The following is a 13,951-nucleotide window of genomic DNA, read 5'->3' as shown; positions in this document are numbered from 1 at the left end:
GACGGACATATAACCGCCGAGGCATATTGGTCTCATGTCCGACGACGCCTCCCTCTGGAGCGCCCTCGCCGATCCCCACCGGCGGGCCATCGTCGCGCTGCTGCTGGAGCGGCCGCGGCCCGTGGGCGAGATCGTGGAGGGGTGCGGGCTGAGCCAGCCGAGTACGTCGAAGCATCTGAAGGTGCTGCGCGAGGCGGGCCTGGTACGGGTGCGGCAGGACGCCCAGCGCCGCGTCTACGCCCTCGACCCGGCCCCCATCGCCGCGCTCGACGCCTGGCTGGCCCCGTACAGAAAGCTGTGGAACCGCAGCCTGGACGCCCTGGGCCGCCGTCTCGACGAGACAGGGCGGGAGGCGTCGGACGAGACCCCGCACGACACCGAGGGACCCACCACGAAGGACTGATCCACCATGACCGCCGACCTCACCGGCACCTTTCTGACCCTGGACGACGGCCGCCCGGCCGTCCGTTTCAGCCGTACCTACGACCATCCCGTCGAGCGCGTCTGGCAGTTCGTGACCGACGCCGACGAACTGGCCCACTGGTTCCCCTCCCGCGCCGACATCGATCTGCGCCCCGGCGGCACGATCAGGTTCGGCGGCGACCCCCACATGGAGGACTCCACCGGCCGAGTGATCGCCGTCGACGAGCCCCGGCACCTGTCCTTCGAGTGGGGCGGCGACGAGCTGCACTTCGACCTGGAGGCCCTGGACGACAGGCGCACTCGCTTCACGCTCACCAACGTCCTCGCCGCCGAGAACACGGCCGCCCGCAACGGCGCCGGCTGGGAGGTCTGCCTGGCCGCCCTCGACGCTCACGCGCGCGGGGAACGCTTCGAGGGGCCGCACGCCGGGGCCGAGGCGCCCTGGAAGGAGATCTACGACGGCTATGTGACCGCAGGCGTCCCCTCCGGCGCCCCGGTCCCGGGCGTCGACGCCTGATCCGGGCGCGGGCGGTGCGGTCAGTGCGTCCCGGCGGGGGCGCACTCGCTTCCGGCACTCGGAGTCCTCAACTGCGTGAGGTAGTCGTCCACGGCGTCACGAGTGCAGGCACTGCGCCCGTAGACGCTGTGTCCGGCGCCCGCGTACGGCAGCAGGACGGTCGTCCCGCGGGTCTGCCGGTGCACGTTGGCCGCCCACGTGAAGTGGTTCGCCGGGTCGTGCCGCGAATGCAGCATCAGGATCTTGGGCGCGTCGGTGACGTGCAGACGGTGCTGCGGGTTGTTCACCTCGTCGGGCCAGCCTATGCAGCCGGCCACGGCGGCATGCACACGGGGTGAGCCGCGCATGTGCGGTGCGGCCCGCAGTTCGGCCTGGGTCAGCCGGGCGTACTCCCGGTGGTCCTTCGGCCGGATACGCCAGTCCTGGCAGAAGACCGCGTAGAACGGTTCCGCCTTCGTCTGCTCGTCCGCTGCCTGCGGCAACGGCGGCCGGTGTTGCCGCGGTTGCGCGGATCGTCGCGGCTCGTTCTGTTCCTGCGCGTCCAGGCCCGCCACATAGGTGGCCAGCTCGTCCCAGTCCGGCCCGTAGAACTTCTCCTTGAAGGCGTAGAAGGTGATCTCGTACGCACTCAGGACCCGGTCCGGCTTGTGCGGATCGCGTATCTCCCCCCGGTCCGCCCTGGCGAGCAGGCGATCCCATACGGCGGTGACGTCCCGGCCGTGCAGGGCGCAGGAGCTGGTGCGGTCGCACCACTTCACGAACTGGTGGAAGGAGTCCTCGGCGGCGGCCGCGGAGGAGACGAGGAACTCCCGGGCGCCGAGGCTGTGGTCGATGTTCGCGGTCAGGGCCATGGTCCGGATGCGGTCGCCGTACTCCTCCGCGTACTGCTCGCCGATCAAGGTGCCGTAGGAGTGGCCGAAGTAGTTGATCTTCTCCTCGCCCAGCGCCCCGCGGAGTGCGTCCATGTCCCGGACGACGTTCAAGGTGTCGGCGTGGTCGAAGAGCGGGCCGGTGTGGCGTCGGCAGTCCTCGCGCAACGCGCGGTTGAACTCGGCGAGTCGATCGAACTCCGCCTGGTTGCGGGGGTGGACCGACGGCTGTCGGCTCAGCAGTTCGGTGGAGCACTTCACCGGATGGCTGCGGCCGACGCCCCGCGGGTCGAAGCCGACGATGTCGAACCTCTCCTGGATGTCCGGGCTGAAGTGGGACTTGGCCTGGTCCACCGCGAAGGCCACGCCCGAAGCGCCCGGTCCACCCGGGTTGACCAGCAGTACACCCACCCGGCGATCCGGATCGGTCGCCTTGCGCCGGGCCACCGCCATGTCGAACGTCCCGCCCGTCGGCCGGGCCCGGTCGACGGGCAGGCGCAGGGTCCCGCATTCCGCCGTGGCGTCCTGCGGGCAGGGTTTCCAGTTGATCGCCCGCGGCTTGGTGGAGCCATGGCCGCGAGGGTCGGCTTCCGCCGCCTCCACGATCGGGATCGACACTCCGGCCAGTAATAATCCGGCGGCGAGCACTCCGGTGAGAGCCCTGAAGAGCGGTTGCATGAAGTCCCTTCCGAAAGTCCTGCGAAACGGATCACGGGGGTCGCCCGCATGATCAACGTGACAGTGATCCAATCGGGGGCACAACCGTGCGGGACGGGAATCAGGGAAGGCTCGGGGGCGGGGTCAGGGCCGTCTCCGGGGCGACGCCCCAGGGGTTGCCGGACGAACCCCCGAAGCTTCCCCGGACTTGATGCGCACTCACGCCATCTGGCGCCGTACCAGCTCGTGCAGCCGCCCGTTCGTGTCCGCGAGGAGTTGTGCGGGCGGGCCCTGCTGGGCGACCTTGCCGTCCTCCATGACGATCACGCGGTCGGCGTCCAGCACCGTCGACAGGCGGTGCGCGATGACGATGCGGGTGGCGTTGAGGGCCTTGGTCGACTCGATGACCGTGCGCTGCGTCTCGTTGTCCAGGGCGCTGGTCGCCTCGTCGAAGAAGAGGATGCGCGGGCGGCGGATCAACGCCTGGGCGATCATCAGCCGTTGGCGCTGGCCGCCGGAGACCGCGCCGCTGCCCGAGACGATGGTGTGCAGTCCCATCGGCATCCGCTTGATGTCCTCGGCGAGCCCCGCCATCTCGGCCGCCGCCATCGCCTCCTCCGGCGTGTACGGCTCCGTACCGCAGATGACGTCCAGGATGGACCCGGTGAACGGCTGGGCGTGCTGGAGCACCACCCCGCACTGCCGGCGCACCGCCGACTGGTCGAGCGCCGACAGGTCCTGGCCGTCGTAGAGCACGCTCCCGGACACCGGTTTGTCGAAGCCGATCAGCAGGCGCAGCAGCGTCGACTTGCCGCAGCCGCTCGGGCCGACGATCGCCACGAACTCGCCGGAGCGTACGTCGAAGGACACGTCGTCGAGGATCAGAGGACCGTCGTCGGAGTACCGGAAGGACAGGCGGCGAGCCTCGATCGACCCCGTCAGCGGGCCCGGGCGGGTGCTCGCCGTGCGCACCTCGGGCGTCGCGTCCAGCACCGGCTTGATCTCCTCGAACAGCGGCAGCGCGGCCACCACCGAGACGAATGCGCCGGTCAGCTGGGTGACCGAGGTCAGCAGCATCGTCACCGACGTGTTGAAGGTGAGGAACGCCGCCGCGGACATCGAGCCGCGCGCCGGGCCCGCGAGCAGCATGAACATCACCAGCGTGCACAGGGGCAGATACACGGCGCCCAGCACCGCGGTGAGGTTCTTGATCCGCCCCACCTTCTGCTGGAGCTCACGGCTGCGCGCGAACCGGTCGGCCCAGGCCGCGTACGCGTAGTTCTCCGCCGCCGCGACCCGCAGCTTCGGCAGGCCGCGCAGCGTCTGGAACGCCTGGTTGTTCAGCTTGTTGCCGAGCACCACGAGCCGCCGCTGCCAGCGCACCTGCCACAGCCCGAGCCCCAGGAACACGGCCGCGATGACGACGAGCATGCCGATCGCGGCCAGCGCCATCGCCGCGCTGTACCAGAACAGCAGCGCCAGGTTCATCGCGCCCACCGTCACCGACTGCGCCACGACGGGGCCGACTCCGGCCATCAGGCGGCGGATCGCGCTGATGCCCATGGCCTGGCTCGCCAGCTCGCCGGTCGAGCGCTCGGTGAAGAACTTCGTGGGAAGCCGCAGCAGCCGGTCCCACAGGGCCGGTTGGAGGGTCGCCTCGATCCGGCCCTCCAGACGCAGGATCGTCAGGTTCTGCAGCAGCATGAACGCCGCGGCCACCACGCTGCTGATCATCACGGCCAGACAGAACTGCACGATCAGCGCGGTCTGGGCCTTCGGCACGAACTCGCCGAGCACCTTGCCGGTCGCGATCGGCACCAGCGCACCGATCGCGACCGTCACCAGGCCGCTGATCAGCAGGTTCGTCAGATCGCCGCCCGTGCCCCGCATGCTGAACCGCAGGAGTCGCAGCGGACTGGGCGCGCGGTCGGGCAGCGGACGGTAGAACATCACCGCGCGCGGCTCGAACTCCTCCGCGTTGGCCTTCTCGACCGGTGTCTCACGGCCGGTCGCCGGATGGACGGCGACATAGCCGCCGCGCCGCCACAGCAGCGCCACGGGCGCGCCCGACAGCGCGCGGTGGCCCACCAGCGGCCCTACGTTGTCCCGCCACCACCGCCCGTCCAGCCGTACGGCCCGGGTGCGCACGCGCGACGCGAGGGCCACCCGCTCGACCGGGTCGAGACGGTCGCTCTCGGTGCCGCTCTGCGCGGGCTCCGCCAGGGTGATCCCGGCCGCCTCGGCGACCAGCTTGCAGGCCGCGTAGCTGGCGTCCGCGTCGGCGGCCGTCGTCCGCTTGTCGCTGCGCTTGCCGATGGAGGCCAGCAGCGTCCGGTCGGCCTGCGCGCGCACCGCCTCACCGGCCTTGATGCCCTCGGCCGTACGCGACTCGTGGGTGCGCTCCAGCTGCTCGATCCAGCGGTCCAGCGTGGTCAGCAGGCGGTACTGCTGGTCGACCATGGACTGCCAGACCGCCGGGTCCATCAGCAGGTCGGCGGCCGCCTCCGCGCCGTACAGCGAGCCGTACTGCACACTGCCCGGCGGCACCTGCATCCAGAAGACGTCGTCGTCGGTCACCTCGGCGGCCCGCTCGGTGGCCATGGGCGCCTGGAAGAGGATGGTCAGGCTGCGGCCGACGCCCAGGGCGAGGGCGTACTCCAGGGGGCTCGTCTGCGGCGGGACGTACTGCGGGTTGCCGTACTCGTCGTAGGACCAGGTCTGGGTGTTGGCCGGCTGGTACAGCTCGCGCAGCCCTATGCGGTGCACCACGCAGTCCCTGAGCGGGCGGGCCACCAGTGTGTGCTGCGGTCCGGCGACCGGGCCCAGCAGCAGTGAGCCCGCCTCCAGGCGGCCGAGGTGATGCCAGTGGCCCTGCTGCCCGGCGTCGACCGCGAACAGGTCCACGGCGCCGGACGCGACCAGCCACAGCACCTGCGGGCCTTCGAGGTCCAGGCGGTTGAATCCGGCGCAGTCGATGCGCGTGCCCATCTGACCGAGCGCGTCGAGGACGAGGTCACCCTCGTGGACGGAGGTCATCTCACCGCTCCTTGACCAGTGCCGCGTACGCGCCGCCGCGCGCCACGAGCTCCTCGTGCCGCCCGCGTTCCACGATCGTGCCGTGCTGGAGTACGACGATCTCGTCGCTGTCGCGCACGGTGCTGAGCCGGTGTGCGATCACCACACAGGCACAGCCGCGCTTGCGCAGGTTGTCCATCACGACCTGCTCGGTCTCGGCGTCCAGCGCGCTCGTCACCTCGTCGAGGACGAGGATGCTGGGGCGGCGCACCAGCGCCCGGGCGATCTCCAGGCGCTGACGCTGCCCGCCGGAGAAGTTGCGGCCGTCCTGCTCCACCCTGCTGTGGATGCCGCCGGGCCGGCGCATGACCATGTCGTACAGCGCCGCGTCACGCAGCGCGTCCACCACGGCGTCGTCCGGGATCGACGGGTCCCACAGCGCCACGTTGTCGCGGACCGTGCCCTCGAAGAGGAACACCTCCTGGTCGACGAAGGAGACGGACGCGGCGAGCGCGCCGCGCGGAATGTCCTCGATGCGCTGGTCGTCGATGCGGATGACGCCCTCCCAGGGGGCGTACAGGCCCGAGATCAGGCGCGAGACCGTCGACTTGCCGCTGCCCGAGCCGCCGACCAGGGCCACCTGCCGGCCCGGTCCGACGGTCAGGTCGAAGCCGGTGAGCAGGGGTTTGTCGAGCGGGCTGTAGCCGAAGGTGATGTTCTGCAGCTCGACGTGGCCGTGCAGGCGGCGCGTCGACTCGCCCGCTCCGGGGCGGCCGTAGAGCGGGTCCGCCTCGAAGTTCTCCACGTCCTTCAGGCGGGCCACGTCGGCGGCGAAGTCCTGGATGCGGCCCGCGACGCCGTTGAGGCGGGTGATCGGCGCGGTGAAGCGGGTGACCAGGGCCTGGAAGGCGACCAGCAGGCCGACGGAGATGCCACCCTCGACCGCCCGCATGCCGCCGATCCAGAGGATGAGCGCGCTGTTGAGCGAGGCGAGCGTCGGGGCGACCACGCCCAGCCAGGCGCTCGGCACGCCGAGGCGCTGCTGTTCCTCCAGCGTCGTGGCGTGCTGGCCCGCCCACTTGCGGAAGTAGCCGTCCTCACCGCCGGTCGCCTTCATCGTCTCGATCAGCTGAAGACCGGTGTAGGCGGTGTTGGTCAGCCGGGCGTTGTCCGCGCGCAGCTTCGCCGTACGGGTCGCGCGCAGACGGATCACGACCCGCATGGCGACCACGTTCAGCAGGGCCACGCCGATGCCGACGAAGGTGAGCTGGGGGTCGTAGGTGTAGAGGAGGAGGGCGTAGAGGACGACGACCACAGCGTCCACGCCGGCCGCCGCGAGGTCACGGGCGAGTGTCTCGGCGACGGCGTCGTTCGACTGGAGCCGCTGCACCAGGTCGGCCGGGCTGCGCTGGGAGAAGAACGTCACCGGCAGCCGCAGCAGATGGCGCAGGAAGCGGGCGCTGGAGAGGGTGGAGGAGATGATGCGGCCGCGCAGCAGGTTCGCCTGTTGCAGCCAGGTCAGCACGACCGTGAGCAGAACGCTGGCCCCCATGGACGCGAACAGCACGCTCAGCAGGGAGGTCTGGCCGCCGATGAGGAACATGTCGATATAGGTGCGGCTCAGCGCGGGCACCGCCGCGCCGACCACCACCAGCAGCAGGCTCGCCAGCACCGCTGCGGGCATCGTGCCCGCGGTCCCCCGCAGACGGGCCGGCATCGCGCCGAGCACGCCGGGCTTGCGGCCGCCCTTGCTGAAGCCCTCGCCGGGCTCCATGACCAGGACGACGCCGGTGAAGCTGCCGTCGAAGTCCTCCATGGGCACGAAGCGGCGGCCCTTGGCGGGATCGTTGATGTACACGCCGCGCCGGCCGAAGCGGCGGCCCATGCCGTCGTAGACGACGTAGTGGTTGAACTCCCAGAACAGGACGGCCGGGGTCTTCACCTCGGCGAGGGCGGCCGTGTCCATCTGCATGCCCTTGGCGGTCAGGCCGTAGCTGCGGGCCGCCTTGAGCAGGTTGCTGGCGCGTGAGCCGTCGCGGGAGACACCGCACGCGATGCGCAGCTCCTCCAGCGGGACATGGCGGCCGTAGTGGCCGAGCACCATCGCGAGGGAGGCGGCGCCGCACTCCACGGCCTCCATCTGCAGCACCGTGGGCGTGCGGACGGTCTTCACCCGCCCCTTGGGGACAGGGCGCTTGGGCGGGGCGGCGCGGCGCCTGCTGCGGGTCTCCTGGGCGGCGCTCACGGCAGCAGCCAATCGACGGGACGCTCGTCGGCCAGCCGGATCGAGCCCGAGGCCAGGGTCATGGAGGTGAGGTCGAACGGCGGCCCGTCCGCGGACGACCAGGCGTAGCCGCTCTTCGTGGTCGACTTCTTGTCCAGCTTCACCAGGACGGCCACCGGCCTGCCGTCCTTGGTGAACTGCTCGCCCAGCTGGTTGTCCCCCAGGAACGCGGCGATCTGCTGCGCCGACTGCGCGGAGCGGTCCACCGACTTCACATGGCCGTGCAGGACGCCGTACTCCTGGGTGGGCACGGAGGAGACGGTGAGATCCACCGCCGCCTTGTCGGGGATGGAGGCCGCGTTCTCGGCGGGGACGTACACCGTGGCGTACAGCGGGTCCTTGGTGTGGGCGACCTTCTCGACGGCGGCGACGTTCGCGCCGGTGGAGATGATCTGCCCGATGGTGGCGGCGAGCGCGGTGACCCGGCCCGCGGCGACCGTCCGGACGACGGTCTCGCCCTCGGCCGTACGGACCTTCAGGACGGGGGAGTTCGCCGGGAGCCGCTGGCCCTGTTTCGCGACGACCGCGGTGACCTGGCCGGCGACCGGGCTCTGCAGGATGTAGCTGCCCTGGCCGTGCGTGAGGATGGCGGGCGCGCTGACCGTGGAGGTGACCGAGCCGGTCACCGCCCACACGGAGGCGGCGGCCATCACGACGACCGTCACGGAGAGGACCAGCCAGCCCTGGGGGCGGGCGAAGCGCACCGGAAGATCGAGCTCCTCCGGGGACTGGAGCTTGGCGAGGGCCTGTTGGCGGAACTGCATGGAACTATCCCTCACCTGATGTGACGGGAGACCGGCGCTCGAGAGGGCCGGTCGTTTTGCGAGTGGTGCCGGAATTGTTTTCCGGCACCCGAGAGTCCCGGAGCCGGGGAACGGCTCCGGGACTCAGCGGTACAAAGGCGCGATCAGAGACCGGCGACCAGGCCCGAGACCGGGGCGGTGTTCAGGCCGGTGACACCCTCCACGGTGCCGACGACCGTGTCGACCAGGCCGGAAACCGGGGCAATGCCGTTGACAGCGTCGAGGGCACCGTTCACGGCGTTGACCTGCAGGCCGCCGGAGACGTTGTCGAGCTCGGCGTCGGAGATCTCGACGGTCGCAACCTGGGGGGTGGAGTTCATGATGGAACTTCCCTTCCTAATGGGTATTTCACAAGGGGGAGCGGCCCCCTCTGGGGGACAGATGACGGCCGCGACCGCGGGTGCCCGGCGCCCGTTTCCGGGAACCGTCAGTGGCCCCTGCGGTGCGATGGATCAAAGCACGCTGCGGGTGCGGGCTTCCAATCAAACGACGGTCTCACCAGGGCACTTGAGCCTGGGAGGCATCGATCCGTGCAGACTCGCGCACGTCTCGTCGGCGACTTCTTCACAAGCGTCACAGCATCGGCTCGGACGGGCTGTTGCTTCTGTTACAGGCGGTCCGGGAGGGCGCGGAGGCGAATCCGACACTCCCGCCCCAAGGGGGTGACCGTGGGTAGCCCCTTGTGCAGAACCCCGGCGCACGGTGACTTCGTTGAGCATTGAATGTGCAGATTCCCTGGAGCCGGGATTCCGATCGAGGTTCTCAACTGACCGTTGCCGATCAGTAGCGGATCGTGTCAGCCCAGAAGGGCGTACACCGTGCTCGCCCGGGCCGCGATTTCCCCAGAACTCTCAACGGTCATGGAGATGTCGGCGAAGGCCATCCGGCGGCCCAGTTTGGTGACGACCGCTTCGATCAGGACATCCGAACCGATCACCGCGCGCTGAAAGGACGTCGACTGCTGCACCGTCGTCATCGGCCCGTACGCCCCGCGCGCCGCCGACACGGCGATCACGGTCGCGGTGTCGGCGGCGGCCATCAGAGCCTGCCCCGACAGCGCGCCGCCCTCCCGGGCGAGCTCATTTGACCAGGGCAGACGCAGGATCGCGCGGTGGCTCTCCACCGACTCGACGGACAGGCCGAGCGCCAGGACCCAGGGGGCGAAATTGGTGGAGAGGATCTTGTCGGCTTCAGCGGTGGTCATCGTCATATGGGGGATTGTTCCCGCCGCCGGACTCCCAGATGTGGTCCTTGGCCGATTCGGTGTTCCGAGCAAGGCGCGCGCAAACGGAATTGAACGCACCACGCGACCCGTGCGTACCAACTGCCAACCAGGCGCCCCGAACAGCTGCCGCACGAACAGCGGCACAGACCCCGTCCCCCAGGAGGTCGAGAAGTTTGAGTCACAAGCGAATTCCGAAGCGCAAGGCCGCGATAGCCGCGGGGAGCGTGGTGGCGCTCGGAGCGGCCGCGATCCTGCTGCCGAACGCCAACGCGTCCCAGGACGGCGCGTCGGACACCGCCGCCGCCCCCAAGACCCTGAAGGCGGGGGACGCGTCGGATCTCGCCTCGCAGCTCGCGGGTCTGCTCGGCGACGCCTTTGCCGGTTCGTACTACGACGCCGAGAGCCAGCAGCTCGTCGTCAACGTCGTCCCGGGCGACAACAACAACGTGATCGTCCAGGCGAAGCAGGCCGGCGCGAAGGTCCGTGAGGTCGAGAACAGCCTGGACGAGCTCGCGTCCGGCGCGCAGACCCTGAAGTCCGAGGCGACCATCCCGGGTACCGCGTGGGCCGTCGACCCCAGAACGAACAAGATCCTCGTCACCGCCGACAGCACCGTCACCGGCGACAACTGGGACCAGCTGGAGTCGACCGTCCAGAGCCTCGGTTCGGGCATGGCGTCCGTCAAGAAGTCGGCCGGCACCTTCAAGACGTTCCTCTCCGGCGGCGACGCCATCTTCGCCGGCGGCTCACGCTGCTCCGCGGGCTTCAACGTCACCGCGGGCGACGGCACTCCCGCCTTCCTGACCGCCGGTCACTGCGGGGTCGCGGCCGAGCAGTGGTCGGACGCCGAGGGCGGCCAGCCGATCGCCACCGTCGACCAGGCCACCTTCCCCGGCGCGGGCGACTTCGCGCTCGTCAAGTACGACGACCCGGCGACCCAGGCGCCCAGCGAGGTCAACCTCGGCGACCAGACCGTCGCGATCAGCCAGGCCGCGGACGCCGAGGTCGGTCTGCAGGTCTTCCGGATGGGCAGCACCACCGGGCTGAGCGACGGCCAGGTCACCGGGCTCGACGCCACCGTCAACTACCCGGAGGGCACGGTCACCGGGCTCATCCAGACCAACGTCTGCGCCGAGCCCGGCGACAGCGGCGGCTCCCTGTTCACCCAGGACGGCCTCGCGATCGGCCTCACCTCCGGCGGCAGCGGTGACTGCACGGTCGGCGGCGAGACCTTCTTCCAGCCGGTGACCACCGCCCTGGAGGCGGTCGGCGCGACCCTCGGCGGCGACGCCGCGGGCGGCGCGGGCGCGGGTGAGGAGGCCGGGGCCGGCGATGAGGCGGGCGCCGGTGAGGAAGCGGGCGCCGGTGAAGAGGCCGGAGCCGGGGAAGAGGTCGGCAACGGCAACGCCGACGGCACCGGCAACGGCCTCGGCGAGATCATCGGCAACGGCGTCGGGAACTGACACCTCCGGAACCGACACCTTCGGAACTGACGACTTCGGCACCGGCACGCCGGAATCCGACACAGGTATACCGGCGTACGGATCCGAGTGATCCACACGAACGTGGTCCGGCCCTCCGGCGGGAGGGCCGGACCACGTTCGTGTCCGGACCGTCAGCCCCGCGCCCGCAACAGCAGCAGCGCCACGTCGTCCACCCGCTCCCGTTCCGCCGTGCTGTGCCGGACGAGCAGATCGGCCAGTTCGTCGAGCGGCTGCTCCCCGGCCTCGGCCAGCACCTGGCCGAGGTCGGCGAGCGCGTCCTCGATGTCGAGGCCGGGTGACTCGATCAGCCCGTCGGTGTACAGGACGAGCACACAGCCGGGCGTGAGGTCGACCTCCGTCGTCGGATAGGCGGGCGAGCCGTCGATGCCCAGCAGCGGACCGCCCGCGAGGTCGAGCACCCGCACCCGTCCGTCCGGCCGTCTCAGCAGCGGCGGCGGATGTCCGGCGCGGGCCATCACCGCCCGCCCGTGCGCCGGATCGAGGCGCAGATAGAGGCAGCTGGCGAACAGGTCGGAACCGAGGTCGAGCAGCAGCCGGTTGGTGCTGCGCATGACCTCCTCGGGTGCCTGTCCGACGGTCGTGTACGCCCGTACGGCGGTGCGGATCTGGCCCATCAGGCCGGCCGCGGTGACGTTGTGCCCCTGCACGTCCCCGATCACCGCCGCCGTCAGGCCCTGCTCCGTCGGCACCAGGTCGTAGAAGTCGCCGCCGATCTCCATGCCCTGCGTGGCGGGCAGATAGCGCGCGGCCGCCTCGATGCCGGGCAGCTCCGGGAGCGAGTGCGGGAGCAGAGCGGCCTGCAGGCCGTGCGCCAACTGGTGCTTGGCGTCGTAGAGCTGGGCCCGCTCCAGCGCCTGTGCGATCAGCCCGCCCAGACTGGTCAGGACCGCCCGCTCGTCCGCGGGGAAGGGGTGCGGCTCGGCGTAGGCGAACATACAGGTGCCGACCGGCCGGCCGGAGGCGATCAGCGGCAGATACGCCCAGGCCGCGAAGCCGTCGGGGGTCGCCTGCCGCGCCGGATACAGCCGCTCCAGCTCCTGCCGGGAGTCGAAGAAGGCGGGCACCCCGGTGGACAGAGCATGGGCACCCGGAGTCGGCTCGGCGAGCGGCAGCCCGTCGAACTGCTCCACGACGTGCGGATCCGGATAGCCGCGGTGCCCGAGCACATGCAGCCGGCCCGCCCGCGATCCCAGGACGACCAGGGCCTGGCTCCCGACGGCCGGGACGATCTCGTCCGCGACCAACTGCACCACGTCCTGCACACCCGCCGCCTCGGTGAGCGCACCGGCCAGACTCAGCACCTGGGAGATCGTCACCAGCCGGGCCGGTGCGTCGCCCGGCTGCGGCCCGTTGCGAGTCATCTCGGCCACCGCGCGGGCCCGGCTGATGCGCACGCTCAGGCCGGTCGTGCTCGGATACATACGGAACGACAGCCAGTCCCCGGGCGGGCGCAGTGCCACGAACGACGTGGTGTGCTGGCTCATCAGCGCGGCCCGGTACCGGTCCTCGTACACCGGGTCGTTCAGCCAGGGCACCGTCGCCCACAACTGGTTGCCGAGCATCCGGTTGACCGGGAGGCCGATCAGCTCGGCCGCCGCCGGGTTGGCGAAGCTGATCCGGCCGTGCAGATCGAGCGAGCACAGCCCGTACGGCAGCCGCGACACCATCCGTGCCGCCTCCACCGTGCCCAGGGTCCCGGCCGCGCCGCTGAACGTCGGTCCCGCGACCAGATCGGGCTCGGGCAGCGGTGGGCGGCTGTCCTCCATGGCCCGCTCCAGCCGCACCGCGAGCCGTCGGCAGGCGGCCGTCAGATGCTCCTGCTCCCGGTCCGACAGCTCCGGCGGATGCGAACCGGGCCAGGTCACGAAGATCGCGCCGTACGCGGCGGACTCGGTGGCCACGGGCAGCGCGGCGAGCGCGAACGGATACGGCAGGACGACGGCGATACGGGGATAGCGCGCCGCCATGTCCTCCTCGCCCCCGACCCAGACCAGCCGCCGTTCCCGCACCGCCTCGGCCACCGGGATCGGCGCGCTCAGCCCGACCCGCTCCCACGGCGCCGCGAACGCCCTGGGCAGCCCCGCCATCACCGCCATCTCCAGCACGCGCTCGTCGGCCGCCAGCAGATACACGGCGCCGGAGTGCGCCTGCACCTCGTCCATCATCGAGGCCAGCGCGAGCGACAGCAGCGGCCGGCCGACCCGCGTCCGTGCGGCCGCCGGCGCCTGGGCGGACGTCTGCCCGTCGGACACGCCGACCACCTCCTCGCACAGGCGCGCCCCGGAGGCGACCCGGGCCGCTTGCACGAGCCGGGCCCCAGGGCTCAAATCTCCCCCCTCACGGCCCTTCGCGCACGGCGAGGGGGCGGTAAGGGCGCGGGTGAGTCTGCGGTGAGGGGGGCCGGGTGAGTCTCTGCGGTGGCCGGGAGCGGGTATTCGGTGGAGTGCCGGTTGGGCGCGGGGACGCGCTGGTGTGCGCCGGAGGACGAGGGCCGCACCGGCGCGGGAGACCGTAAACCGGCGCAGGGATACCCGCACTACGGCGGGATCCGCCACGTACCCCTTCCCCACCGACCCATGCCCCCGCAGTCGAAGCGCGGCGCGGCGTACGGGCGCCGCACGTGCGCCCCCGCGCACCCTGATGGCCGATTCTT

General features: G+C 71.0%; 10 protein-coding genes. 3 read left to right on the top strand and 7 right to left on the bottom strand.

Annotated features, from left to right (window positions below):
- The first annotated feature begins 34 nt into the window (after positions 1-34).
- A complete protein-coding gene (locus EJ357_RS03095; RefSeq protein WP_126388347.1) occupies positions 35-403 on the top strand; it encodes an ArsR/SmtB family transcription factor in 369 nt (122 codons plus the stop codon).
- Positions 404-409: 6 nt separating this feature from the next.
- The gene (locus EJ357_RS03090) at positions 410-940 is read left to right on the top strand and encodes an SRPBCC family protein (RefSeq protein WP_126388345.1); all 531 of its coding nucleotides are present in this window, start codon (positions 410-412) and stop codon (positions 938-940) included.
- A 20-nt stretch (positions 941-960) separates the two neighbouring features.
- Here EJ357_RS03090 and EJ357_RS03085 read toward each other — a convergent pair whose 3' ends face one another.
- From EJ357_RS03085 to EJ357_RS03060, 6 genes are all read right to left on the bottom strand, one after another.
- Positions 961-2,427, bottom strand: a complete 1,467-nt coding sequence (locus EJ357_RS03085; RefSeq protein ID WP_228472941.1) for an alpha/beta fold hydrolase — start codon at positions 2,425-2,427, stop codon at positions 961-963.
- A 258-nt stretch (positions 2,428-2,685) separates the two neighbouring features.
- The gene (locus tag EJ357_RS03080) at positions 2,686-5,502 is read right to left on the bottom strand and encodes an NHLP bacteriocin export ABC transporter permease/ATPase subunit (RefSeq protein WP_126388343.1); all 2,817 of its coding nucleotides are present in this window, start codon (positions 5,500-5,502) and stop codon (positions 2,686-2,688) included.
- A 1-nt stretch (position 5,503) separates the two neighbouring features.
- Positions 5,504-7,726, bottom strand: coding sequence for an NHLP family bacteriocin export ABC transporter peptidase/permease/ATPase subunit (locus EJ357_RS03075; protein ID WP_126388340.1), 2,223 nt, complete (start codon positions 7,724-7,726; stop codon positions 5,504-5,506).
- Positions 7,723-8,529, bottom strand: a complete 807-nt coding sequence (locus EJ357_RS03070) for an HlyD family efflux transporter periplasmic adaptor subunit (RefSeq protein ID WP_126388338.1) — start codon at positions 8,527-8,529, stop codon at positions 7,723-7,725. The genes EJ357_RS03075 and EJ357_RS03070 overlap by 4 nt, the downstream gene beginning before the upstream one ends.
- A gap of 143 nt (positions 8,530-8,672) precedes the next feature.
- Positions 8,673-8,888, bottom strand: coding sequence for a hypothetical protein (locus EJ357_RS03065; RefSeq protein ID WP_030052098.1), 216 nt, complete (start codon positions 8,886-8,888; stop codon positions 8,673-8,675).
- Between the two features lie 476 nt (positions 8,889-9,364).
- Complete coding sequence (locus EJ357_RS03060) at positions 9,365-9,778, bottom strand: PaaI family thioesterase (RefSeq protein WP_126388336.1); 414 nt, start codon at positions 9,776-9,778, stop codon at positions 9,365-9,367.
- A 188-nt stretch (positions 9,779-9,966) separates the two neighbouring features.
- Between EJ357_RS03060 and EJ357_RS03055 the strand changes: the two genes are divergently transcribed.
- A complete protein-coding gene (locus EJ357_RS03055; RefSeq protein WP_126388334.1) occupies positions 9,967-11,256 on the top strand; it encodes a S1 family peptidase in 1,290 nt (429 codons plus the stop codon).
- A 152-nt stretch (positions 11,257-11,408) separates the two neighbouring features.
- Here the strand turns inward: EJ357_RS03055 and EJ357_RS03050 are convergent, their stop codons facing one another.
- The gene (locus EJ357_RS03050; RefSeq protein ID WP_126399146.1) at positions 11,409-13,559 is read right to left on the bottom strand and encodes a SpoIIE family protein phosphatase; all 2,151 of its coding nucleotides are present in this window, start codon (positions 13,557-13,559) and stop codon (positions 11,409-11,411) included.
- Positions 13,560-13,951: the final 392 nt, after the last annotated feature.

Origin of the sequence: Streptomyces cyaneochromogenes (assembly GCF_003963535.1) — a bacterium.
Lineage (GTDB): Bacteria > Actinomycetota > Actinomycetes > Streptomycetales > Streptomycetaceae > Streptomyces > Streptomyces shaanxiensis.
This window is presented reverse-complemented; position numbering and strand designations above follow the sequence as displayed.

What these genes read in the sequence shown, in the direction of transcription:
- EJ357_RS03070 (WP_126388338.1), bottom strand. Translation starts at nt 8,529, where the DNA reads ATGCAGTTCCGCCAACAGGCCCTCGCCAAGCTCCAGTCCCCGGAGGAG.
- EJ357_RS03080 (WP_126388343.1), bottom strand. Translation starts at nt 5,502, where the DNA reads ATGACCTCCGTCCACGAGGGTGACCTCGTCCTCGACGCGCTCGGTCAG.
- EJ357_RS03090 (WP_126388345.1), top strand. Translation starts at nt 410, where the DNA reads ATGACCGCCGACCTCACCGGCACCTTTCTGACCCTGGACGACGGCCGC.
- EJ357_RS03095 (WP_126388347.1), top strand. Translation starts at nt 35, where the DNA reads ATGTCCGACGACGCCTCCCTCTGGAGCGCCCTCGCCGATCCCCACCGG.
- EJ357_RS03065 (WP_030052098.1), bottom strand. Translation starts at nt 8,888, where the DNA reads ATGAACTCCACCCCCCAGGTTGCGACCGTCGAGATCTCCGACGCCGAG.
- EJ357_RS03060 (WP_126388336.1), bottom strand. Translation starts at nt 9,778, where the DNA reads ATGACGATGACCACCGCTGAAGCCGACAAGATCCTCTCCACCAATTTC.